At 71.8% G+C, this 25,468-nt stretch carries 6 protein-coding genes; all 6 read right to left on the bottom strand.

Features of this window, described 5'->3' with window-relative positions:
* Positions 1–5: 5 nt before the first annotated feature.
* From ACIBBH_RS00420 to ACIBBH_RS00395, 6 genes are read right to left on the bottom strand one after another with little or no spacing between them, the layout of a single operon-like run.
* Positions 6–19,496: a UvrD-helicase domain-containing protein gene (locus ACIBBH_RS00420; RefSeq protein WP_399400379.1), complete on the bottom strand. Its 19,491-nt coding sequence runs from the start codon at positions 19,494–19,496 to the stop codon at positions 6–8.
* A 56-nt stretch (positions 19,497–19,552) separates the two neighbouring features.
* A complete protein-coding gene (locus ACIBBH_RS00415; protein ID WP_399400376.1) occupies positions 19,553–20,080 on the bottom strand; it encodes a hypothetical protein in 528 nt (175 codons plus the stop codon).
* 16 nt (positions 20,081–20,096) lie between these two features.
* Positions 20,097–20,777, bottom strand: coding sequence for a hypothetical protein (locus ACIBBH_RS00410; RefSeq protein WP_399400374.1), 681 nt, complete (start codon positions 20,775–20,777; stop codon positions 20,097–20,099).
* Complete coding sequence (locus ACIBBH_RS00405; protein ID WP_399400373.1) at positions 20,770–22,590, bottom strand: type IV secretory system conjugative DNA transfer family protein; 1,821 nt, start codon at positions 22,588–22,590, stop codon at positions 20,770–20,772. Before ACIBBH_RS00405 ends, ACIBBH_RS00410 begins: the two co-directional genes overlap by 8 nt.
* Positions 22,587–23,948 (bottom strand): ATP/GTP-binding protein, encoded by a 1,362-nt coding sequence (locus ACIBBH_RS00400; protein WP_399400371.1) that lies wholly within the window; start codon positions 23,946–23,948, stop codon positions 22,587–22,589. Before ACIBBH_RS00400 ends, ACIBBH_RS00405 begins: the two co-directional genes overlap by 4 nt.
* A gap of 14 nt (positions 23,949–23,962) precedes the next feature.
* Positions 23,963–25,459 (bottom strand): SCO6880 family protein, encoded by a 1,497-nt coding sequence (locus ACIBBH_RS00395; RefSeq protein ID WP_399400369.1) that lies wholly within the window; start codon positions 25,457–25,459, stop codon positions 23,963–23,965.
* Positions 25,460–25,468 lie beyond the last annotated feature (9 nt).

Below are 25,468 nucleotides of genomic sequence, written 5' to 3'. Positions count from 1 at the left end.
ACTCCCTACCTGCGCCCCGGAGTGCTCGGGGCATTGCGCTGCTGGCGGTTGTGGATCTCCTCCTGCGAGTGCCGCTGCGGACGCTGCTCCTTCTCCTTCTTCGGGCCCTTGGCCGCCGAGCCCTTCGCCGCCGGGCTTTGCGGCTGCGCCGACGGCCGCTGGGCTGCGGCGGTCGCCTTCACCGCCGCCTGCCACGCGCCCTGGATCACGTCCTCCGGCAGCGCCGCGCCCTTGGCGGCCGCGTGGACACGCAGCGCCGCGAGGAACGGCTCGGCCATCAGCGCCCCTTCCTGCGGCGGCGCCACCTGTGTCTGGCGCTTGTCGGCCAGCTTCTGCGCCGCCGCCCGGGACTTGTCGGCCAGCTCCAGCAGCATCTCGGCCCTACGCCGTTCGGCAGGTGTGGTCGCCGCCGCAGCGGCGAGCCGACCCCGATCGCGCAGCCGCTCCGCCTGCGTGGCAAGGGCCTGCTCGGTCAGGGTCCGCTGGTCCGGCGCCTCACCCTGCCGCTGCTGCGGCTGCTGAGGGGCCGATGCTGTGGCCGAAGCGTCGGGGGCACGGCGGCGCTGCGGCAGCGCTGGCGCCTGAGCCTCCGTGGGCTCCGGCGCCGCTACGGGGGCCGCCGACTGTTCCGGCTGGGCCGAGGCTTCGGGAGCAGCAGCGGTCGGGCGCGCCGCCTCGGCAGGGCCGTCGGTGGTCGCGCGCAGCTGCCACCGGTCGCCATCCTCGCCCCGCACATAGGCGTAGCCCTCGCCGGCCAGCATGGCGGGCACCTCGCTGCCCCGGCCGTTCAGGTAGAGCTCGACCGCCTCGTTGGCCCGCTGCCCGGCCTCGGCCCGGTCGGTCTGCCCCCGCACGACGCGCTGGTTCTCCCGGAACAGCAGGCTGATCACGTCACCGCGGGACAGCTCCCCGGCCGCCTGCGGCTCGCGGGGCAGGGCGGCGCGCACCTCGGCGAACCACCGGCTGCGGAACGGCTCGTGCTCGGGGTTCCAACGCGGCCCCGGCTCCTGCCCGGCAGCCTGGTCCGTGACCTGTGCCTGCGGGGCCGGGCGGTTGGTGACCTGTTCGCCGTCCACGGCGGCGCTCTGGACCTGCTGGGCGGCCGGCTCGGGGTCGTAGTAGGTGCCCAGCGGGGTGGTCTGCCCTTCGGGGAGGTAGCCACGCAGGTGGGAGATGTGCTCTTCGGCCGCGTGGTGCAGCACGCGCAGCGCGTTCCACCGCAGACCGTCGCGGTTTCCGCCGCGGTCCAGCCGGTCCAGCAGCGTGCGGATGCCGTGCGAGATCACCTCGACGGTGCGCACCCACAGCATCCGCCCGGTGCCCAGCGTGGTGTGGTCCGCGGACAGCCGGTGGACGCCGAGCCAGGCCCGGTCCATCACCTGGCGCGCGGACTCGAACGCGGCAGTGACGCGCCGCCACAGCGGGTGCTGCGCGAGGTCGCCAATCTGGTCGGCCGCCGTGTGATAGGCCTGCTTGATCGTCTCGAAGCCGCGCTCCATCAACGCGCGCACCCGGCCCGGCTCGCGGCTGGCATCGTCCTCACCGGCGGGTCGGATGTTGATCCGGGAGGCGAGCCACTGCCAGGCCCCGCGCAGCTGGTCGGCCAGGTCGATGCGCTGGTCGGGCGGCAGCAGGCCGGTCAGCCGGTCGGCCCGGGTGGCAGCGGCACGGTGCAGCCGCCACACCGCCCGCCAGGCGGCGGTGTCCCGCTGCCCGCCACGGTCCAGCCGCCGGGCCAGCGCGAAGGCGGCGTGCGAGATCACCCGCGCCGTCCGGGCCTGGATCGTGCGGTCCAGGCCGTGGACGCGCACATCGCGCACCAGCCCCTCGGCGTAGGTGCCCACCGCCTCGCGGACCGCTGCACGCAGGCCCTGGGCGGCGTCGCGGACCTGACGGATCGTCTCCCACTCCGGGGTGCCCCAGTAGTAGCCCGCCTGGTCCTGGGCCGCGCCGACGGCGGCGTCGAGTTCGGCCGCGTCGGCCGTGTCGACCGCCGGGTTCTGCGAGCGGGGCAGGATCGGGTCGGCGTCAATCCCGCGCAGGGTCCGGTCCAGCTCCTCACGCAGCACTGCGTACCGGGCGTTGAGCCGCCGTTCGTCCTCCTCGCTCAGACGGCGTGCGGGGGCCGCGGCCGCTGGCGCGTCCGGCTCGGGGCTCTGCTGCTCGCCGCCGCTGCGGAGCACGGCGATGATGCTCTCGAAGTGCTGGTCCAGGTCGTCTGTGGCGGACTGGCTCAGGTCGTCCGCCTCCGAGGAGCGTGGCTCCTCCGTCGTTGCCTCCGGCTGCGCCACCGGCTCCTCCTCGGTCGTGTCGCGGGCAGGCTGAGTGCCTGCGGCGGATTCATGCGAATCAGCGGGCTGCGCGGCGACCTCCGCCTCCGCCTCGGGCTCATCGACGGCGTCGAGCTCTGGCGGGTACGGCTCGTCTTCCCGGCGCCGCACGCCTTCTTCGCCGTCCAGCTCCCACTCGTCGCTGCTGTAGACGACCCCGCCGACCACCAGGTCATCACCGATCACGTCGCGCCAGAAGTCGAAGTCGTCCTCGACGCCGTCGGCTTCGGTGGCCAGGTCGACGCCGTCGGCCTCCACCGCCTCCGGCTCCTGCGGCACGTCGGCGGGCGGGACCTGCGCAGCCGGGGCTGCGGTGACAGCTTCCGCCGGCGCGGGCGCGGCCGGCTGCTGGGCGGCGGTCGCTTCCAGTCGCCCGGCCTGCTCCCGGGCCTGAGCGATCACTGCCTGCAGCAGCCGACGGTCGGCGACCGAGGCGAACGCTCGGCGCTCGTCCATCGAGCGCCCGGCCAGCGTCGCGGCCGAGATCAGTTCCTGGTAGCTGCGGGCGATGGCCTGCGGATCGGTGCCGCGCAGCCCGGCGCGAGATGCCGTGCGCCAAGCCTCCTCGATCTGCGCGGCCTCGTTCGCGCCCGGCACGCCGGTTTCCTCGCGCAGTTCCCGCGCCTCGGCCAGCATCGCCCGCCCGGTGTCGCAGGCCGCCCATGCTTCGTAGACCCGCCGCAGTTGGGTGAACTCGTGCAGGAAGGAATCCCTGTCCGCGTACGGCAGCGGGGGTGCGCTGGCGCTGTCGTCCGGGCCCGCCTGGTCGGCAGCGGGCGCGGCAGTATCCGGTGCGTCGGCGGACGGCGTGGACTCCTGCGCCGTCTCCGCCTCGTTGGCACCGCGCTCGGCGTTTGCCTGCGTTTGCGGCTCCAGGGCTGCGGCGGGTTCCGCGACAGGCACCTCAGCGGCAGCGGGGACTGCCTCGGCTTCGGCGACCGGCTCGTGCGGCGCGGCGGGAACGTCCTCGACGGGGGCGCCCTCCATGCCGTCAGTACGACCTTGGGCGCCGGGATCGGTCGGCACGTCGATGAGGCCACCGAGGGACTGCGGCAGCATCAGCGGCTGCACCTGGACGTCGAGGTCGGTCCACTGCGGCCCGGACCACACGTACGGGCGCCGTTCGCCGCCTCCCAGCAGCAGCTCCCCGGGGATGGAGATCCGTCCCTCCTGTACGGCGGCGGGGCCGCCCGCGACGAACAGCAGCCGCTGCGGCGAGACCTGCCAGAAGGCGTCCCCCGCCTGCACCTCGTGCAGGGGCTTGGTGCTGGTGTGGCGCTCTGGCAGCACGGCGTACAGGCGCCGGATCCGCTCCAAGGACGCTTCCTCGGCGGCCCGTTCGTTCGCGCTATCCGGGTCCACCAGGTCGTCCAGGCTGATCAGCCCGTCGTCCGGCTCCTGGGCCGACAGCCGGTTCCGCGCGATCAGGTCCTCGGCCGTGCCCTCCTGGTGTGCCCGCAGCGACTCGCTGATGAGCGTGTCCTTCAAGGAGCCGAGCAGGTCGCTCACTTCCTGGAGCGCTGCCCGGAACCGGCCGCGCTCACCGATGGCGGTGAAGGCGTCCTCGGTGCGCCGCAGTGCGTTGCCCGTGCGCCACGTCATCTCGACGAGCTCCCGGCGCAGCGGGGTGAGAGCCGGGCGCAGCCAGGTGACCGCTCGGGACCAGGGGATCTTGCCCGCGCGGACGGGAGTGCCGTCCACGGAGACCGTGATCTCCAACCCCGACCGGGAGGAGTAAGCGCTCGCCATCTCCTGTCCCTGCTCGTTGCCCGGCCCGGCGGGCATCGGGAAGAACCAGTCGTACATCTGCGGGTACCGCTTCTGGCCGCTGTCGAGATCGAAGATGAGCTGTCCGAACTCGTGGTCGGAGATCCGGCCGAGTGCTGCGGCGATGTCGCGGTCGGCCAGCGGCTCGGGCGCGGCGGCCTCGCCGTCGGCGGGCGGCGCGTCCTGCTGCGGTTCACCGGCCTGCGGCGCGGCCGCGGGCTGCTCGCGGTCGGCGATCGCGCGGCGCAGTTGCGCGTACTCGTCCACCACCTCGGCGTTCCAGCCGATTTCGGCCATCAGCTCCCGCGCCACGTCCAGCTGCACCTTGACGGGCGTCAGTGCTGCGTCCAGGTGCGGGAACAGCTCGTCGTCCACCGTGGTGGACCCGGCCAGTCCAACGACCTGGTCCAGCGCGTCGCGCACCGCGGCCAGCTTGAGCTTGCGGCTGCGCGCGGTGCGCTCGGCCTCGTCGAGCGTCTGCAGGACCAGCACCAGCGCCTCGCGGACGAAGGGATTGGTCAGCTCGGGCAGCCGGTTGTCGGCCGTGAGCTGCTCCTCCAGCGTGGCCAGCAGCTGCGGGTCGCCCGCGTTCGGGGTGATCAGCGCGTTGTAGTGCTCGGCGGCACGGTCAGCGATCTGCCCGATCCGCTGCCGCAGCTCGCCGGCGACCTCTTCCACAAGGGCGCGGGTGGCGGCGTCGTCCTCGCCGAAGCCGTCCAGGGTGTGCTGGAGGTTGAGCAGGAACTGGTCGAAGGGGTGGTCCTGCTCCCACACGATCCGCGCCCGGCTGAAGCCCACGGCCTCACTGATCTCGCGGGCGAGGTTGGGAATCGTGCTGGTCTGCCCGCGGCGGGTGCCGGCCTGGGCGCGGCGACGGATCTTGTCGTGGTCCCACGGCAGGGGGGCCGGCCGCGCGGCAGCGGCCTCCTCGCCCGCCGCCTCCGCTGGTGCGCCCTCAGTCGGCTCGGCGCCGGTCGACTCGGGGTCCTGGGCCGGTGCGGTGCTGTCCGCGAACAGCGACGGCTGCTCATCTGCGGTCTGCGCAGCCGCCTCGGGCACCGCCGGTGCCGTCTCAGGTATCTCCGGCTCCACTGGCTGGGGCTGGGGCCCGATGTGACCGGAGATGATGCGGTCGCCGAATCCGTCGATCAGGCGCTGCCGGTCTGCGGCGTCCGGGCCCTGCCGCTCCGGGGCGGCGGCCGGGGCCGCTTCCTGCGCGGCGGCCGGTGCCGGCTCCTCCCGCTGGGCATCCTCGGGCAGCTCCAGGCGGCGCAGCTGCTCGTAGGCGGCCGGAACCGCCAGGCGCAGCACCTCCTCACGGCGGGCGGTGGAGCCCAGGTAGGTCCAGATCAGGTGCTCGTTGCCGCCGTCGGTGACCAGGTCGTCGGCGGCCCGCGCGAAGGCCAGGGCGAAGTTGTCCTGGTCGTTGACGTGCGCGGCGCGCACCAGCCGGTCTTGCTCGGCGGCGGTCTCCACCAGCCAGGCCGCGATGTCCTCCGCGGCCGGGGCCATCGAGTCGCGCAGCGCGTCGCGCACCGCCGCGGTCAGCCCCGCGCGTGCCTGCTGCGCGTTCCAGCAGGGCGCGAGCGCGCTGCCGGGCAGATGCGTCGACAGCCAGGTGGCGACCTCCTCGTCGGAGACCAGCGACTCCCCGGCCGACGACGGGCGGACCAGCGCGGGCACCGGCGCCGTCACGGGCAGGGACACCCCCGGCAGATCCGCTACGGCCAGATCGGGCACGGGCCGTTCGTGGCGCGAGCCGTCGGCTTCGACGGCAACCGCCAGCTGGCCCTGACCGTCGGCCGACAGGCTGACCGAGACCAGCGGGCCTTGCACTCGTTCCGGCGCCGCACCCACTTCGGCCGACGCCTGCTCCGGCCGGGCCACCGCCTCGGTGACCGCCACTGCGGCGGGCTCCGCCTCGGGGGCGGGTTGTTCGGCCGCGGCCTGCTGCAGTGCGGCCGCGACCGCCTGCTGTGCGGCGGCGGGCTGCGGTGGCAGTTCCTCGTCGAGGCTGTGCACCCAGCCCAGTGAGCCGATCTCCAGGCGCTCCTTGGCCCGGGTCACCGTCACGTAGGCCAGCCGCAGCTCTTCGGCCGCGGGCAGGACCAACTCCCCGTTCTCGTCCTCCGACGGCTGCGGGAAGTCCGGGCCGATGCGCACCCGGTCCCACTCCCGGCCTTTGGCCTTGTGGGCGGTGGAGACCACCAGCTCCGGGCGGGTCTCCTCGTCCTTTGCGTCCTCCGGCACCAAGTCCCCGATCATGCCCAGCAGGCCCTCGGGGCTGTAGCGGTCGACGAGCCGGACGAACATCTGCAGGGACTTGTCGTCCTCGCTCTCCGCGTACTCTCGGACCTCGTTCCAGCTCTCGAACGCCTGCAGTTCCGGGTGCTTGGTGCGGCGCCCGCGTTGCAGGTCACGCGCCGCCTTGGCGATTTCTTCGATGTCGCGGCCGCCCCCGACGAGCGCCACGCGCTTGCCCGCCTCGAACCCGGCGAACACCGCGGCGATCGCGCCGACGTTCGTGCGGGTGAGCACCGCGTCGGGCTCCTCGACCGGACCGAGGGTGGTGTCCAGCGCGGGGTTGCCCTCCAAGACCAGGTCCGAGCCCAGCAACTGCAGGTAGGCATTGCCGACGGCCGCGACCTCCGGCCCGAACCGCCAGCTCTGGGTGAGCGGCAGGACCTCGTCGGCCGGCCAGTCCTTGAGCGCGTCGATCGCACCGCGGAACTCGTAGATGCTCTGGTTGCTGTCCCCGACCACGATCGTCTGGGTGTCCTGGTCCTGGATCACCTTCTTCAAGACCGGGTTGATGTCCTGCGCCTCGTCGAACAGGATCACGTCGTAATTCAGCCGCGGATTGGTCAGCGCCCACAGCTTGAGGTAGTCGTCGTGGCTGAAGTACAGCTTGTTGCTGCTCGGGTCGGCGATGTCCGCCCACGCGCGGCGGGCGACCTCCAGCAGCTCGGAAGCGGCCGGGCTGGCCGCCCAGCTCTGTCCGAGGTGCTGCGTCCCCAGCTCGGCGTCGGCGCTCTCGCGGAACCGGCGGATGGCCGACATCACGATCCGCGCCACGTCCTCCGGCTCGATGCCGCCGCCCTTGTACTTCAGCGGCTCGCGCAGGTCCAGGGCCTGGGCAACGTCCTTCGGGCGGCGCGCGCCGCCGTTGCGCCCGGCCTTGGCGATCTTGTCGCGTAGCGGGGTGTTCCGCAGCGCGGCCCGAGCGAACGCGTGGGAGGTGTCCGCCGTGACGTTGCGCGGGAACTTCCGCTTCGCCTCGTCCGCGATGCTGCGGTTGAACGCGACGTAGACGATGCGCTTCTCAGGCATCCGCCGGGTGACCATCTGCAGCGTGGAGGTCTTGCCCGTCCCGGCGAGCGCCTGGACAGCGATGTCCCGCCCGGCGAGAGCGGCGTCGATGATCTTCTGCTGCTGCTCGGTGGGCGGGTACTCCGTCGCCGGGGCCGCCGGCGCGGTCGCCGCCCGCTCATCCATGGTCCGCAGGTAGGCGCGGATCTCCTCCACGACGCGGTCGCGGTCGGCCGCCCGCCCCTGGTAGCGCCAGCGACCCTCCCGGAAGGCGAAGCGGCGACCCCTCTTCAGCAGATCGCGCAGCTCCGCTTCCTGCTCCCAGTAGCCGGAAGCGCCAGTACCGGTGACGAAGGTCTGCCCGCCATCGGTGACGATCTTGATGCGGCTGGACCACGGTCCTGCAGCCTCTTCCGGCTCCGTGACCGTCACACTCTCCTCCTGCTTGGGCTCCTCGGTGATCGGAGCCTGCTCGGCCGGCTCCAGCTGGTGCTCCTGGGGGGCCGCGGACTCCTCGGCCTTCGGGGCCTGAGCAGCGGCCTGCAGCTCGGCGGCGGGTTCCGGCGCGGGCAGTTCCAAGCCGAACGCCCGCGCGGCCTCGGCCGCGATCTCCTCGGGCGTCGCGCGGCCGAGCAGCAGGTTGCGCGGGACATCCCAGGAGTAGACATCATCGCGTTCGACGGAGACGGTGCCGTCCTCCTCGCTCGCGCGCAGCGCAGCGAGGGTGAGGGTGACCAGACCTGCCGGGCCGTCCTGGATGTCCAGCACCTCGCGCGGCAGGTACTCGTCGTCCGCCTCGAACCAGATCCGGTCCCCGACCCGAAGGTCATCCGTGTACGCCTGCCCGTCCGGGGCCGGGCGGCGGCCGGGCCGCGCCTCCGTCAGGTTCCAGACCAGGACGGCCTGGGACTTCTCGGCGTCCAAGCCTCGCTCCTGCTCGAACAGCACGCGCTCGCGCAGGACCAGGCGGTCCAGCTCGTAGCGGTAGCCGCCCAGGGCGCTGGACAGGGAAGGGTTCGACCAGTCGATGGGCGCCCCGAGGTGGTCCCGCAAGGCGGCCAGCCGCTCGGAGAAGGCGAGCGCGTCCTCGCGCGAGCGCAGCCCGCCCATGACGTTGAGCGCGGTCTCCAGCCCGGTGTTGAGCAGGTACGCGTACTCATCCACCCGGCCGAACTCCATACCGCTGCCCGCCGCCCGCAGGCACCACTCGGCGCCCTGCACCGGGTCGAAGTCGGCGTAGGCGGCCTGCTGAACCATGGCGAACTGCCCGTTCGGGGACAGCTCGAACGAGGCGTGGTCCGCCATGCGCTCCAGCTCACGCCGGTCACCCGGTATCGGGGCGGCCTTGAAGTGGGTGCGCAGCTGACCGGTCGTCGCAAAGCGCCGCACCGGCTGCGCGGCCGACTCGCCCAGCGGCAGCGCGAGGCGGGCCTGGTGCGCCGGCAGCGTCGCCAGCTGCTCGACGTTCGCCCACGGGACCGGCGCGGACAGCGGCAGCACCCGGGCGTCTGCCATGGCCAGCAGATCGGCAGGCAGAAAGCGCCCGTTCAAGCTGGTGGACACCAGGTTGTTGTGGGGGACGATCTGAGCACCGCGCACGATCGGGTCGTTGCCGTCGGCCGCGTCCACCTCCAGTGACTGCAGCAGCAACAGCACGTCACGGACCTGCCCGTCCGGAAGGTTCAGCGTGGTCACCACGGCCAGCCGCGCATCCTCGGCCGGGAGCGGGTCGGCGGGATGAGGCAGCGCGTCCAGATGCTGTTGCGTCAGCGGAGTCCCGGTGACGGTACCGCCGGGCTCTGGTGCGCTCGGCCCGGCAGCCTGCCTCTCTTCCGGCTCCGGCTGCTCGGCCGGAGCGTCGGCGAACAGCGTGTCCTTCTCGGCGGGCGCGGACGGGTCGAGGATCTTCCGCAGCATCTGCTCCGTCGGCGTGCCCGCCTCGATCGCGGGAGCCTTGACGTCCTGCTCGACGTCGGCCAGGCGCGGGCGGGCAACCGAGCGGCCAGAGTAGTGGTGCGCGACGGAGCGCTGCGCGTTGTAGGTGTAGTTCCCCCTGCTCAGCTCCCACACCAGGGTGTAGTGCCGTGGCCCGCTGGCGGTCTGCGCGCGCAGCGTCAGCTGGTAGTGCGGGGAGGAGCGCTCCGACCAGCGGGCCCACTGCCCGGCGACCTCCCACCCGTTGGCCCGCGCGGCCTGCTGGATGTGCTCCGCCCGGCCCGGCGGCTGCGGGGACTCGGCCGCGGCAACCGGGACCTCGTCGGCGGCCACCTGCTCCTGCGCGCTCATCGGGGCCTGCTGTGCTGCCTCTCCCCCGCGGCCGTCGGCCTGCACGGCCGCGGCCGGGCCGATGGCCGCGTACACCTCGTCGAAGACCTGACGAGCGGACATCTCGATTGCCTCGCGGTCGCCGTTGGCGACGAAGTAGTCCTCGAAGCGGCTGGCGACCAGGTCTTCGGTGGGGTTCAGGCGCGCGTGCCGCAGCCACTCCCTGAACCACGCCTGCAGCTCCCCGACCGGCGTGGGTTCGGCGAACCGCGCACGCACCAGGTCATCGGCCAGCGCCACCCGTACCGCCAGGTCGCGGGCGTGCTGGACGGCCCGCTCGCTACTGGCGGCGATCAGCGCCTCGACCTCGGACCGCTGCGCACGCCTGGTCTCCTGCTCGTCCGGCTGGCCCGGCTGCTCATCGGCCGCGCGAACGGTCTCCTGCCGGGCCGCGCGCGCCTGCTCACGGCGCCGCTGCTCGGCCTGCGCCGTCTCCTCGGCCACCCGATCGGTCAGCACCAGCCGCACGATGTGCTGCTCGCTGTCCGCGAGAAGCTGTGCCAGCAGCTCACGGCCGGCCGGCGGCACCCAGCCGCGCTCCAGCTCCCGCGCCAGAGCCCCCGTGGCCATGAACGCCTGCCGGTAGGCGTCGACGGCCTGCGACAACGGCACCTCGCCGCGGTGGGCGGCGCGCCCGGCCTCCACGGCCGCCTCCCACCGGGCGTCGAACTCCCAGCGCAGGGTGTACCGGTCGTCTTCTGCGCCCGACACCAAGCGGGAGTCAGCCGGGACCGCGACGATGTCCCTCGGGTGCGTACGGGACATACCAGCCCTGTAGTAGCCGTCGGCGGCATCCTTCGGTCCAGTGATCACCAGCGTTCGGTGCGACAGCCGCCGAGACTCCGCCCACCGCTTGAACCCCATGCGGACCACGTCGCCCGGCTTGAGGGCCGCAGCGTCATTCGAGTACGTGACGAAGCCGTCGGGCACCTCGACCTTCGCCGGACCCCGGAACCACGCCTCCTGATCCTCTGCTGGCACCACCTCCGCCTGCGGTGAGCCCGGCAAATGTTCGGTCAGCTGCTCGGTCAGCAGGTGAAGACGCTCGACAGCATCGAGCAGCGCCTCGCCCGTGTACGGCCCGTCCACCAGGGCGTCCGGTGCCCCGGTGCCCTGCTGCTGCGTCGGCTCCGCCGTCGGTGCCTCGGCCGGCGCGGACGGTGCCGACGGTTCAGTCGTGGTGCCCGCGCCGGGGGTGGCGAACAGGCGCTCCCACAGTCCTTCCTGCTGAGCGGTCGCGGTGATGCGGGAGGCCAGCAGGGTCGCGTATTGCGTCATCGTGCGGAAGTGACGCAACGCCACCGGGGCGCGGTAGCGCTCCTCCTGGAGGTTGTGGGTGAGCGTCTGCGTCGCGCGGGCCAGCTCCGTGCAGCGGCGGACCACGTCGTCGGCGGGGTGGGCGAAGGGGTCGCGGCCGCTGCCGACCGGGCCCTGCCGCAGGTCCTCCAGCGCCCGGTGCACCGCCTCGCCGTCCGGGCGGGCGCCGACCCCGCGCGTGATCAGCCGCTTACCCGCCGGAGTGTCCTGCATCCGCCAGTAGCCGGCGAACATCTCCTCGAAGTCGGCCGTGGCCTCTTCCTTGCTGGCGTAGGGCTCCCCTGCCGGAATGACGACCTGCGGCCCGGCCTGCTCCGGCGGCTGTTCGGTCATCCGGTAGGTCCGGCCCAGGCGGCTGAGCTCGTCGACCAGCTTGCGGACATGGACGTCCCGCGTGGTCTGCACCATGCGCCGCGGCAGGTACCAGAAGTTCTGGTTGTGGGAGAAGCGGAAGCCGTGCCGGTCAAGGGCGGCGCGCACTGGGGCGTCGCGCTCCTCGTTGGTGGTGCCGCGCACCACGGTGCCGCGGTAGTGGTGCTCGATCTCCAGAACGCTGACCCCCGCCCCGGTCTCGGGGCCGGTGGCCGGCTGGGAGGCGGTCTGCGGGCCTGCCTCGGCCCGCAGCTGGTCCTGCCGCCGGGCCAGGGCGGCGCGCACCTCGGTCACCGCCTGCGGGTCGTCGGCGCTGGCGCGGCAGGCGGCCGCGTGCTCGTAGCTGGCCCGCACCAGCCGGGTCAGCGCCTTGCCGTCGTCCGGGCTGCGGTAGGTGCCTTCCTGCAGGCTGAGCACCAGCGCGTAGGTGGCGTGGGCGAGTTTCGTCGTGCGGCGGGTGACTTCCTCCAGGGTGCCGTCGTCGGTCGTGGCCCACTCGGCGGCGTACAGCGCCTGCCGGATCTCCTCCATCGCCGTGCGCGCGCTGCCCAGCGCGGCGTTTGCTGCCCGGCCGGTCCGCTCCGTCAGGTCCCGGGCGGTCGCCGTCTCCTGCCATGCCTCCCACGCTGTGGTGATCCGCTCCACCCCGTCGGCGAAGGAGCGGTCCGGGCCGTAGGCGGTGGAGCTGGCCGCCGCCAACTGGTGGGCGGCAAGGGCCTGGTGGTGCTGGTAGGCGCGCTGGGCCACATCGCGCAGCACCGTGCGGCTGACGGAGTCCTCCGCCTCCCCGGCCGCGTCCAGCGCGTAGGAGACGACCTGCATCCAGTCGGTCAGCGCGCTACCGATCGCGGTGTCGGGGGCCTGGCGGATGTTCCACATCGCACCGCGCAACTGGGCGCTGGCTTCCTCGCCGCTGCTGCTGTAGACCGCGGGCCAGCGGTCGTAGGTCTCAAACAGCAGCTGCCGGGCGAAGGTGAGATGGTCGCTGCCGGAGTACGGGGCCGGCCGCTCCTTCAGCGGATCGTTGCGCACCAGGACCGACCAGGCGTCGGCGTCCAGCGCGGAGGCGTCCAGAAGCATGTCGAACAGGTCGCGGCCAGTGGCGTGCATCCGCCCCAGGTGCCGCTCGGTGCGCTGGGCGAGCCGGGCGGCGTGCTCGGCGACCTGACCGTCCGTCGCGTCGGCGAGCCGGGATGCGACGGTGGCCAGCCGGTCGTAGCGGGCAAAGACGTCCGCCGGTGACAGCTGCTCGCCGCGCTCGACGTCCGCGCTGGCCTCGGCGAACTCGCCCAGCACCGGGCTGGCGCCGCCGGGCCCCGCGGCCTCCAGCGCTTCACGCAGGTTCCTGATCGACTCACCGACCAGTTCCCGGGCGGCCACCAGCTCTGCGCCGTCGGCGTACTGGTCGAGCAGCACCGCCAGCCGCTGCGCCTGCGCCAGCGTCGAGCCCGGCGCTTCCTCCCTGACCGGAGCCGGCTCGGGCTCGGCCTCGTCCGCCTGCGCCGCTCCAGCCGCTACAGCCTGCGCGTCCGCTTCGTCTGCCTCAGCCTGCTCGGTGTCCTGTTCGGCGCCAGGCGTGCCCGGCACCACGGCGTCGGGCCTGGTGCCGGTGGGCGTGCCGGTGCTGACGGATGCGGCATTGGTGATCTCGAAGCGGATGCCGTCCGGCCCTGACAGCACGATGCCCTCCGGGTTCTCCTCCACACTCATACCGTCGGCGATGAGCTGCGCGATACCGGCCGCCAGGTCGACGCCGTTGACCGGACCGGTGCGCACGCCCTGGGGGCCGGTGACCGCGTACTGGTCGAAGATGGACAGGCCGGGGATGAACTCCATCGCCTCGTCATCCGCGACGGTGATCGGCTCGTCGGTGTCCCACCACTGCTGGAAGGCCGTGCTCTCGCGGTCCTCCACGGTCGCGCGGTAGCGGGCGGCGTGGTCGCGCAGCGCGTAGGCCACCTCCCAGGTGCGCCTGACCACCTCCGGGCCGCGCTGCTCCCGGTCCCACTGCTCGGCGACCTTGCGAGCCAGGTCGGCCGCGGCCTGGAGCACCTGCCAGTCGGCCACCTGCTCCAGCCCCAGCAACCGGCCACGACGGGCGTCCTGGAACTGCGCGAGCATCAGCTGCGCAGACGCCGCCAGGCTGGCCTCGGCGTCGGTGCCATCGGCCAGGCGGGAACCGAACTCCTGCTCCCACGCCCTGTACCCCGCCAACGCGGCATGCTCTGCGGCCCAGTACTCGGCGCGGTCGGCGTAGGGCTCCTCCGTGGCCTGCTGCCCGGCCCGCTCACCCGAGGCCTCCGCCGGCCGCGCGCTGACAGCATGGCGCTCCGCCGGGGTGTCGTCCTCGTACAGGTCCTGGCCGGTGGCCTGGTTATCGATCTCGGCATCGAGGCGGGCCTGTTCCGCGCGGGCGCGGTGGAGTTTGTCGAGCTTGGTGAATGGCTGGTCGACCAGCTTCTGAGCGCGGTCGATCTCCTGCTTCAGCGCCTCCACGGCGCCCAGCAGCCGGGTGTGGATGTCACCGAGCCGCTCGCACAGGTTCTCCAAGCGGGCCACCAATCCGAGTGGCGGCTTGGTGTCACTGATGAGCCCGGCGACATCGTCGATGGTGTAGGTGGCCTGGGGGATGTCCTGCAATCCCCGGATGCGGAACTCGATGTAGTCGTGGACGGAGTTGATGCGAGCCTCGAACTGCTGGCCGCCCACGGTGGCCACGTTCTCCCAGCGGCTGACCGACCCGTGCATCATGCGCTGGATCAGCGCGATCTGGGTCCGCAGGGCGGTTGCCGCCTCGCCGCGCTTGGTGACGACTGTGCCGTTGGGCAGCTCCATGCGGAAGGCGTCGCCCTTGGTGTCGGTGCGCACCGACAGGGCTCGCGCCACCAGGTCGGCCCGCTCCTGGGCCTTGGCCAGGGTTTCGTCGGCGGTGTCGACCACGTTGCGCAGGTGCTTGTGCGTGCGCTGCCAGCTCTTGTAGGCCGCCTCCAGCTGGCGGACCTCCTCGTCGGCCTGCAGCTTCTTCAGCAGCAGCGGGTTGCCGGTCGCGATGGCTTTGATCTCGCCGTATTCGAGGTAGTCCTTGCCCAGGTCGCCGTCAAGCGCCTGGTCCTGCTCGTCCAGCTCACGGCCGGTGCGGACCTGGTCGATGAAGCGTGCCTTGCGCTCGACAGTCTGCCACATGAACGCGTCAAAGGAGCCGGCCTTGGTCCACCGGTAGATCTGGACGGGGACGCCCTGGGTGAAGTGCTGGTTGAACTGCCGGATGATGCGACCCTCGCGCTGGGTGACGTCGGAGGGCCGCCAGGGGCAGTCCAGATGGTGCAGCGCGATCGCCCGGTCCTGGACGTTGACGCCGACGCCCATGGTGTCGGTGGAACCGATCAGCACGGCGACCTTGCCGGCGCGGGCGTCGGCGAACAGCTTTTCCTTCTCCTCGGCGGTCTGTGCGTCCTGGGCGTACCGGATCTTGTCCTCGGGGATGCCGCGCTTGACCAGCTCGTCGCGCAGGTAGTCGTAGGCGATGAATCGGCCCTGCTTCTTGGCCTCCTCCGAGGCGGTCCCACGGTCGGCGAACACCAACTGGAGGGCGCCGGTCAGCTCGCTGGGATTGCCCTCGCGGTCGGTGTAGCGGTGGTTCTTGTACTGCTGCCAGATCTGGGCGATCTTGTCGGCGGCGGCATCCAGCTTGCCGGGACCGTCAGGGGTCATGCCGACCATCCGCAGGTCCATAGCGGCCAGCCGGCCGTCGTTGCTGATCTTCAGCAGGTTGTCCACGGAGGCGTCGACCTCGCGGGCGCGCACGGCCTCCGCACGGTCGGCGATCTCCGCCATGTACTCGCGGTCGGCGTAGGTGGCGGGGACAACAATGGTCTCGCTGGTGTAGTCCGGGACCGGCAGGTTCAGATCGTGCTTGGTCTTGACGTCCGCCATGGACTTCCACAGCTGGCTGAACGACTTGGCGTTCCGGAACCCGCCGATCCGCTCCTTGATCCGCGGGATCCCCTCCGGGGAGATCTCCGGGGCCATGGTCTCCGCGAGGTACTGCGCCTGGAAGGAGGAGAACGCGGATATCTCGGCGGCTTGCAGAAGGTCCGGGCGGAAGTAGTCGAGCATGACGTACGCCTGCGGCATCGCGTTGGGGAACGGGGTTCCCGTGGCGCCGAGGCCGACCTTGCGGCCGTACGCCTTGGACATCGAGCGCAGCTTGACCTTCAGGTCCTTGGCCTGTGCGGAGACTGGCAGCGACAGCTCGGAGTTGTTCGCGCCGACCTCGCCGTTAGCGAAGTCCTGGACTTCGTCCACGGCGATGAAGTCGATGCCGGTCTGCTCCCACGAGATGCCCGTCGTGGTCTGCTTGACCAGGTTCTTCTCGGCACGCTGCGTGTGGCGCTTCAGGTCGCCTTGCAGCTTCTTGATGGTGTTCTTGGAGACGGGCCGCCCGTTGGTCACGGCCGTGGCCGCGTCCAGCGCATCGGCGATCAGCGGGTCGCCGCCGGGGTTGAGGGCCGGGTCGAGCGCCTGGTCGCTGCCGGTGAGCGCCTTGTGGATGCGGGCCCGGTACTCCGCGGTCTGGTCGGCGACGAACTGGGCCTGTCCGCGCCCGGACATCGGGATCCGTTTGAAGAGGGACTGGGGCAGGATGACAGCGTCCCAGTCGCCGTTGGCGATCTGCGCGACGTACGCCGCGGCGGTCTCCTTGGTGAACTCGCTGCTGTCGATCGCCAGCACGCGTGCCTGCGGATAGGCCTTGAGGAAGTCGTTGCGGAAGTCGTTGACCGTGGAGTTCTTCACCACGATCGAGGGCTTGTTCACCATGCCCAGGCGCTTCATCTCCATGAGCGTCATGGCGATGGTGTAGGTCTTGCCCGCGCCGACCTCGTAGTCGAAGAAGGTGCCGTACGGCTCGGACAGCGCGCGGGCGACGCCGGCGCGCTGGTGCGGCAGCGGGGTGATCGCCTCCGACAGGCCGGGGAACGTCAGGTGCGAGCCGTCGCCCTGGTAGGGGACGTAGCTGTTGTAGAGCCGGTTGTAGGTGTCCAGGACGTCCTTGGTGCGCTCGGGGTCCTGCCACAGCCAGTCGGCGAACAGCCGGTTGAGTTCGTCGGCTTTCGCGATGGCCTGCTCGGTCTGGTCCGCCGCCCACCGCTTGCCGTCCCGGATCTCCTCCGGGGTAGCGTTCTCGTCCGGCTTGGGCGGTTTGACCACGAGGGTGGCCCGGCGCAGCATGCGGGAGAACAGCTCGACGGCATCCCGGCGCACGGTGCCGTAAACCTTTGTGGCCGCCCGGGATTTACGCACCGCCGTGGGAGCGTCGACCTCCCAGTCCGCCCCGGAGGTGCGGGTCACGGTGACGGCCTTTGTCTGCAGCAGCTGCTGGATGAACTGCTCGTAGTATTTGGGCGCGACCCAGGTCGCGCCGATCTCGACGTTCTCGATGTCCCCGGGCTGCGCGTCGGGCGGCAACACGCGGCGCAGCGCGGCGACGTTGGCCTGGAGGGAGTGCTGGGCCCGGGATTCCTCCGGGACCATCCGCAGGATCTTCTCGGCCTGCTCGATCTTCTCGCGGACATTCCCGCTCAGGTACTCGGCGGCGGGCACGAGCCGCTGGCTGCCCGGCTCGTTGAACACCAGCTCGCCGAGGGCGTCGCGGGCCTCATCCAGCGACTCCATGTCGAGCAGGCGGGCGATCTCGCCGAGCCTCACCTCGCCGTAGGTGTTCAGGCTGATGGCCAGCGCGTCCTGCGGGGTCTCGGCGCGGGTCTGCTCCGCCTGCGGCTTGGTCACCGCCCGGGTGAAGATCGCCGACTTCTTGGCGGTGCGCGACTCCTTGTCGTAGACCTCCAGCGCGTACACGCCGGCGGCGTACGGGTCGGTGCGGAACGCGCCGTGCGCGCTGCGGCGGTCGCGCCGCTCATTGCGGCCCTCGCGGTCGTTGAGGAATCCGAACTTGGCGACGTAGGCGTCGTAGTGGGCGTTGAGCTGCTGGCGCAGGGTGGTGGCCAGCTCGTCCTGCCCGGTGGATTCCGCGCTGAGCAGGTCGACGTAGGTGTCGCGCAGGCGCAGTAGCGCGCGCAGTTCCTCCACGGCGTTCTTGAACACCGGGCGGTCGGCCAGCTCGCCGCCGACGACCTGGAGGAACGTTCCGTCGCCCTGGTCGATGAGGGTGCCCTCGAACCGCTGGAGTTCCTCCCCGAACATCTCCTGCGCTTCGCGCATCCGCTCGGCGCGCTGCTCGACAGCCGCCCGCTGGACGGCGTCCGGTGAGGCGCTCATCGTCAGGCCCGTCTCGTGGGCCTGACGGGTGATGGTCGCCAGTGCCTCGGTCAGCGCCTCGGTGAGGTCGGTGCCCTCCTTGGGGCGGACGGTCAGGTCGTCGCGGCCGTACTGGGTGCTGGTCAGCCCGATCGTGCCCAGCACCATTTCGGGGTGCTTGGCGAAGTAGGAGTTGACCAGCACGCTGTGCTCGGCGTCGACCTGCACCGGGGAGAGGCCCACCCACTCCGGCGGCGTCTCCGGGGCCTTGCCGTCGCGGCGGCGCAGGATGAGCACGTCGGTGACGACGTCCGTGCCCGCGGCCCTTTGGTGCGCGCCGGCCGGCAGCCGCACAGCGCCGACCAGGTCCGCCCGGTCGGCGATTTCCAGCCGGGCGGTCTTGCCCATGGAGTCCAGGGTGTAGCGGCTGGTGATCACGGCTACCAGGCCGCCGGGCCGGGTCAATTCCAGAGACTTGACGATGGCGTAGTTGTGCAGGGCGAGCCGCAGCGGGTTGTGGACGGGATCGGTCGGGGCGATCTCGTCGAAGGGCACGTTGCCGACGACCGCGTCGAAGAACCCCTCGGGCAGGCGGGTGTCCTTGAAGTCCTGCGCGCGGATCTCCGCGTCCGGGTACAGGGCGGCGGCGATCTCGGCGGTGACCGGGTCCAGCTCGACACCGGTCATCCTCGCCCCGGGCGGGGCGAAGGCGAGGAAGTTGCCGCTGCCGCAGCCCGGCTCCAGCACACGGCCCTCGGCGAAGCCCAGGTTGCCAAGGGCCTGCCAGATCGGCTGTACGAAGGCGGCGTCGGTGAAGTGCGCGTTGCGGGTGGTGGCCTCGGCCGCGTACCACTCCTCCTCGGTGAGCAGCGACCGCAGCTCCGCGCGCACCCCGGCGAACTCCGGCTTGCGCGGGTCGAAGACCTGCCAGGCCGCTCCCCACGAACTCCACCGTGCCAGCACCGCCTGCTCGGCCTCGGTCGCGGGCCGCTTCTCCTCGCGCAAGGTGTGCAGGACGCGGATCGCGGCGATGTTGGCTCGGATCCGCGCCAGCGGCCCGGACGGCGCGAGGTCGTCCTGGCTGCGCGGCCGAAACCGCGGCCGCTCCACCTCCGCCGGCTTCGGGACGGGGGCACGGCGCAGCGCAACGTTGGCGACGTCGACGGAGTACGGCTCGTCGTCGCCGTCGATGTCCTGCACCAGCAGCTGCCCGCCGGTGTGGTCGACCACCACCGCCTCGATCAGGTCGTCGGCGTCGTCTTCCGTCTCCTGGGCGGCGGAGGCGTCCACGGCCGGCTCGTAGCCCGGGAGCTGGAAGGCCCGGTAGGCGATGAGGTCTCCGGGCTGGAAGTCCGCGACATCCCTCGGCGCCGGCTCCCAGACGGCAGCCTCCTCCGGCTGGGGCGCGCTGGGGCTGGGCCGCCACAGGCGCGGGTCGTCGTCCCCGGCGGGGGCCGGGCCGCTGGTGACCTCGGTGACCAGGGCCAGCTCCGCCGCCGTGAGCGCATCGCCGTCGTCCGCCCCGGCGGGCAGGCTCCCCCGCTCCAGTGCCTGCCAGAGCCGGTCGAAGAGGTCTTCGGCCCACTGTCGGTGCACCAGCACCTGAGGGGAGGCGACCTCGTGCACCACGCCGTCGGGCCCCACCCGGACCAGCAGGTAGCCGTCGCGCTCGGTGTAAGCGGCCTGCGGGTTGTCGACGCCGATGGCGTAGAGCCGGTACTGCCACGGCCCGGCCTCCGGGCTGGTCGAGGCGCGGAAGACGATCGCCTCGGAGGCAGCCTGGGCGTCCAGGTCGGAGAGCTGTCGGGGGGGCTGATACATCGCGATCCTCCACCACGTCGCGGCACGGTCGATCTGGTCCGGGGGTGGGCGGGGCGCTACACGTTGCGCCCCCGGGATCGCAGGTCCTCCACCGAGGTGCCGAACAGGCGCAGGAAGGACGGCGTCATGTAGTCCAGGACCTGCCGCAGCTGCTCGTCGGTGAGGTCGTCCAGGGTGGTGGTGCCGTCGACCAGGGCGTCGGCGGTGGAGCTGACCCACTCGGTGTGCTCCTGGACGTGCTGCATGCGCGCGGCGAACTGCTCGTCGCTCTCCAGCAGCCCGTCGTCGGCCTCGGCTTCCGCCGCGGCCTCGGGCTCGGGCGACAGCCGCACCAGCTCGCCCAGCACCTCGTACTCGGCGCGGGCCTTGAGCATCCCCAGCCGCCCGACGCGCTGCTCGTGGGTCTCGTCCGCCGGCGGCTGGTCGTTGATCACCATCTGGTCCCACAGGTCGCCGACCTGCTGCTCGACCTGCTCACCGAGGTTGGTGAAGAAGGCCATCGGGTCGGGGATGGCGGCGTAGCGCTTGGGCAGCCACCGCCGCCAGTAGGCGCGCGCCTCGACGCCGTACCGGTTCATTGCCATCGCGATCTCCTAGGGGTTACTCGCCGTCAAGTGGGGTGTCATCGTCTCCGGACTCCTCGCCCGGCGGATCAGCGGAGTCCTCGCCGTCCCCACCGGCCTCGGCGCTCGTGTCGTCCTCGGCGGGGGCGGGTTGGGCGGCGAGGATCGTGGCGAGGTACTTCTCGTCGCCGTCCCACTGCTCGCGGTGGCGGTCCCGGTGCTGGCCGTTGCGGCAGGTGCCGACCCACAGGCGGCCGATCCGCTCGATCGCGCGGGCGAGAGCGTCCTGCCACAGGTACGGGGCGGACCCGGCGTCCTCACCTTGGGCGTAGGCCGACTGGTGGGAGGTCCACAGCGCGGTCAGCTCCTCGACCACGGCGCCGTGCTGCCACCAGCACTGCCGCGGGATCTGGTCGTTGGTCACCTCGTAGCGGTCGGCCATCCAGATGACCCACGCGACGAACTCGCGCCACAACGCGGCGCGTTCGGCCTCTTCGAGGTCGTCCCAGCACACCGGGGCGCCGGCGACGCGCTCCTCTTCCTCCTCGCCGTCTCCGCCTGCGCCGCTCCCCGCCCCGCCTGCGCCCCCGGCGGCGTCGCGGTCCTCCTCCAGGATCTTCAAGCGTTCGGCTTGCAGCACCAGCTCGGCGTTCAGCGAGACGATCTCGTCGTTGATCGTGGCCAGCTGCTTGAACAGGTCGTCAAATCCGTTAGCCATCGGCGCGGCCCGCCTTGCCCAGCGTCACCCGGCGGCCCGCCACGATCTCGCGGGCCTCCCGGGTGGCGGCCTTGATCTCCTCCGCGCGCGGTCCCTCGTGGGCGCGGGTGAAGCGGACGAGGGTCGCCGGGGTGCGGCGGTGGAAGACCAGTCCGCCCCGCTCGGGGATCATGCGGATGTCGGCCGGCTCCAGCACCGCGCGGCGCCGCAGCGAGGTGGACACCGACACGCGGTCGCCGTCGTCGGAGATGGAGGCGACGTCCTCGTCGAACTCACCGGCCAGCGCCGAGTACGCCTTGAGCTCTTCGGGGTCGGAGATGCCACCGAGAAAGATCTTCACGGTTCCGGCCGCGTACATCTTGCGCACCCCCAGCTGCCCCCACCGCTCCTCGGCCTGGGCGTAGGACTGCAGGACGGCCATGATGAAGATGTTCTGCGAGCCCGAGACCGACATCAGGCTGGGGATCTCCGGCAGCGGGGCGACGTTGGCCAGCTCGTCGAGGAAGCAGCCCAGCGGGATGGGCAGCCGGCCGTTGGGAGCCCGCCCGGCGATCGCCTTGGCCGTGTCGAACAGCGCCTTGGCGAAAGCGGCGTTCAGCGGCGCGAGCGCCGAGCCCTCCTCGTCTTCGCCAATCAGGAACAGCGTGCCGCCCTCGGTGAGGTACTTCTCGATGTCGAAGACGTCCGCGTCGCCCTCGGGGGCGAAGATCTCGGCGACCTTGTCGTCGTACAGGGCGATGAAGGACTGCTGGGCGGTGCGCCAAGTGGCGCTGCGCTCCTCTTCCGCCGCCGCGTGCTGGCCGGCCAGGGCCTCGGCGAGGGCGTGTTTGCCCTGCAGCGCGAGCAGGTCGACGGCCTCCCGGTTGTCCGGGTCGGCCGCCCAGCTGAGCACGTCGGACACCGGGCGCTTGTTCAGCGCGGCGGCGTGCAGCCAGCAGGTGATCAGCGTCTTGGCGTTGAGGGAGAAATACCCGCCGTTGGAGGTGCCTTCCTCGCTCTTGGTGGTGGCGACCAGCGTCTCGGCCCGCTTGCGGGCGATCTGGTAGCGCTCGCACCCGGCGGTCAGCGGCCACCGCAGCTGGTTCGGCCAGCCGGACAGCCCGGTCGGGTCGAGCACCCACACCGGGCCGTGCTTCTTGCGCAGCACCGCGGTGTTGTAGAGGACGTCGGTCTTAGAGCTGGTGGCCAGCACCGTACCTTCGAAGTCCAGGATGCCGGGCAGGATGATCTGGCTCGTCTTGCCCTCACGCGGCGGCGCGACCAGGACCAGACTCTCCTCGATCGTCACCCACAGGCGGATGTCCGTGGGGTCCGAGGCCCCGATGTTCACCGCGACGTGCCGGATCGTGATCGAAGCAGGGTCCTTCTCGTACATGATCGGCCGCAGGGAGGCGGCCCGGGCCAGCGCCTGCTTCTCCCCCATCGCCTTCTCCAGCTGCGCGGCGGTGGCCATGCCGTCGGCGCCGTCGGCCCCGCGCCGCTTCCACCGCCAGTAGCCCTTCCACGCCCCGTAGCCGGAGCCGGCCAGCAGCACCACGAAGCAGGCCCAGAAGGCGACGGGCCCGCCGACCCCGCTGCCGGGCCAAACGGTTGCCGGGTCGCCGGGATGGGTCAGGACCGCGAGGATGCCGCTTCCGGCGGCGTTCCAGCCGACCGCCGCGGGCCGGCCGTGCTGCAGCAGCCCGGAGAGCACCGCGGACAACCACAGCAGCGCGGTGAGCACGAACGCGCCGATCAGGGGGATCACCCAGAGCGCGTCGCGGCCCAGCCGCAGCCGCACGGCGGTCTTCGGGACAGCGGCCTTGGGCATCATGCGGCGGCCCCTTTGCGCAGACGGACCATCGGCGCGGCGGGCGGCGCGGCCTCGGAGCCGGCCTTTTCCGTCATGCGCCGGTTGGTGTCGGTCAACCGGATCTCGGTCGCCGTGCGGATGTGCTCGACAAGGTTGATGCGGGAGCCGACCTGCCAGATCGCCCGCCCGGGGGCGCAGATGTTCGCCCCGTCCGGCAGGGACTTGCGGGCCCAGGAAGTCAGTCCCAGGTAGTCGGAGGTCTTCTCGGCCTCGTCCCTGTCCAGGTGGTAGACCACGCGCGTCGCGGTCAGTTTGAGGATCGCGGCCGCCTCCGGGGCCTCCTCCAGGACCAGGTCGGCCAGGTGGTGCAGGATCGCCCAGAACGACAGCCCGAGCCTTCGCCCGTAACGGACCAGCTCCTCGAACAGGCGGGCGACGGGGCGGTGGCTGAGGATGTGCCAGGCCTCTTCGACAATCAGGGTGCGCTTGATGTTGTCGCCGGGCTTGATCCAGCCGAAGCGGACCCACGGGCCGATGACCGCCATGAGCAGCGGCATGGCCTCACCCTCGCGCGGCAGCCTGGTCAAATCGAAGACGATCAGCCGGGCGTCCAGGTCGATGCCCTCGCTGGTCGGACCGTCGAACAGCCCGGCCAGGTCACGGTCGGGGTTGCACAACTCGTCCAGCGCCAGCGCGGCCGGCTGGCCCCACTCGATCAACTCCTGCGGGGTGACCGGCTGCTGGCCGAGCAGGGCCTGGCGCGGGGCGGTGAGCGCGTCCAGGACGTCGGAGAGCACCGCCACCCGGCCCTTGGCGCGGGCCGCGGCGGAGGCCGCCTTGTGGGCCTCGGCAAGGGCGAACTTCGTCTGCGACGACAGCGGCCCGCCGGCCAGGATCTCCATCATGGACACCAGCACCTTGAACTGGTGCTCGGCCGGGATGCGCGCGTCGAGGGGGTTGATGCGGATGCCCTCGCTTGAGTCGGCATCCCCGTAGACCAGGCGGATCGGCGTGATGCCCAGCTCCCGCGCGATGCCGTCCCACTCGCCGCTGCCGTCCTCGCCCTGGGCGTCCAGGATGCAGAAGTTTCTGTCACGGAAGCGCAGCTGACGCAACACGTAGGTCTTCTCCAGCGCCGACTTGCCGTGACCGGACTTGCCGAGCACCAGCACGTGCGGGCTGGGCAGGCGCACGCGCGCCTTCGGGTCGTACAGGATGAACGGGTCGAAGATGTACGCCTTGCCGCTGTAGGCCTCCCGGCCGATGATCACACCGCGCGGGTCCATGCTGGCCGCGCCCACGGCCGGGTACAGGCCGCAGGCATTGGTGGAGGTCGAGCGGATCGCCCGGCGCCTGGTCTGGGTCTGGGTACGCAGCATCTCCAGCACGGCGATCAGCGCCCTTCCTTGAGCAGGCCGCCGCTGAACGGCAGCGTGTTGGCGAAGGCCCGGTGGTGCTCCTTGTCGCACCACTCCAGGCGCAGCCCGCTGCGGGTGGCGGCGTTGCGGACGGTGTCGGCATCGCGGCGCAGGCCCTCGCTGCTGGGGGAGGTGACGGTCACCCAGCCGGCCAGGCGGATACCGGCCGCGCCGTTGGCGATCTCCTGCATCGTGGACAGGGACGCCTTCTGCGCCTTCTGCTCGCGCGGGTCCTCGATCTTCCCGGCCCGCTTGTCCGCCTGACCGAGCTCGTTGGTGGCGTCCGCCATCGCCTCGGTGATGGCCTGGTCGGTGGGAACGAGGTCCATGGTCACCGACATCGAGATGATGACGTCCTGGACGTAGAGCAGTAGCGGGGCGAGGAAGTTGATCCCGACCGGCAGCACCGGCCACTCCTTGACCCAGGCGGTGCGCGAGTGCCACGCGTCGGGGGAGGCCTCCCAGCTGCGGGAGACCATGTGGTCGGCCGGGCGGGCGTCCAGCTCGGCGGGCCAGGCGGTGACCCGGTCCATGCCGGTGGTGTCGTCGATCCAGTGGCTCGGGTCGTAAGCGTGGTGCAGGTAGGAGGCGAGCGCGGCCTCATCCAGGTTGCGCACGTGCCGCAGCTGGCCACGCGCGAGGGAGCGGATGAACGACTCGATTTCCTTGCCCAGGGTGACCGCGTAGCCCTCGTGGAGGGTGTTGTAGCGGCGGGCTTCGGCGACGAGTTCGGAGGTGTAGGGGATGCCGAGCGCGAGGATGAGCCGGCGGTCCTCGGCGGTCACGGCGACCTGCCGGACCAGCTCGCCGTAGGAGTGGTCCAGCCAGGCCGGGGCGTGCGGGTCGCGGCGCGCGGCCGCGTCCCGCACGTGCGCGTTGGGGTCGGTGGGGATGATCCGGGCGATCCACTGCAGGCGGCGGATCCGCCCGCCGCCGTCCGCCGTGGACTTCAGCAGGAACTCGTACGCCCGGATCAGCGCCTCCTTGTCGTCGGTGTCCAGGCTCCCGAAGTCCCGCATCGCCTCGACCTCGACCGCCGCGGTGAACATCAGCTCGTGCGGCTGCAGGAGGATGGCGATCTGCCCGAACGCGGTGCGCGCCGAGATCCACTCCATGTCCTGCGGTACACCCGGCGGCACGTCGATGAGCACCCGGCGGCCGTCGACCATCCGGCCCGCGGTCGGCGCCTTCGACCGGTACAGCAGCGAGCCGTCGCGCAGCAGCTTCTTGTAGGTCCGGTTGATCTCGAACCACTTGAGGTAGGTCCGCCCCTTGTACGGGGCAAGCGTCGCCCAGGCACAGCTTCCTGCGATCACCGAGAACGCGATGAGCTTGAGAACGACGCCGCTCAGCACCCAGACCAGGATCATGCCTCCGACGAACCCGACGCCTAGGACGAGTTGTTCGTCGGCCTCCAGCTTCCGACCGAGCAAGCCGCGTGGCCGCGGCCTCGGGAACGTGAATGTACGCATCGAACAAAT

Source organism: Streptomyces sp. NPDC051636, assembly GCF_044453765.1.
Classification (GTDB): Bacteria; Actinomycetota; Actinomycetes; order Streptomycetales; family Streptomycetaceae; genus Streptomyces.
This window is presented reverse-complemented; position numbering and strand designations above follow the sequence as displayed.

What these genes read in the sequence shown, in the direction of transcription:
- ACIBBH_RS00420 (WP_399400379.1), bottom strand. Translation starts at nt 19,496, where the DNA reads ATGTATCAGCCCCCCCGACAGCTCTCCGACCTGGACGCCCAGGCTGCC.
- ACIBBH_RS00415 (WP_399400376.1), bottom strand. Translation starts at nt 20,080, where the DNA reads ATGGCAATGAACCGGTACGGCGTCGAGGCGCGCGCCTACTGGCGGCGG.
- ACIBBH_RS00410 (WP_399400374.1), bottom strand. Translation starts at nt 20,777, where the DNA reads ATGGCTAACGGATTTGACGACCTGTTCAAGCAGCTGGCCACGATCAAC.
- ACIBBH_RS00405 (WP_399400373.1), bottom strand. Translation starts at nt 22,590, where the DNA reads ATGATGCCCAAGGCCGCTGTCCCGAAGACCGCCGTGCGGCTGCGGCTG.
- ACIBBH_RS00400 (WP_399400371.1), bottom strand. Translation starts at nt 23,948, where the DNA reads ATGCTGCGTACCCAGACCCAGACCAGGCGCCGGGCGATCCGCTCGACC.
- ACIBBH_RS00395 (WP_399400369.1), bottom strand. Translation starts at nt 25,459, where the DNA reads ATGCGTACATTCACGTTCCCGAGGCCGCGGCCACGCGGCTTGCTCGGT.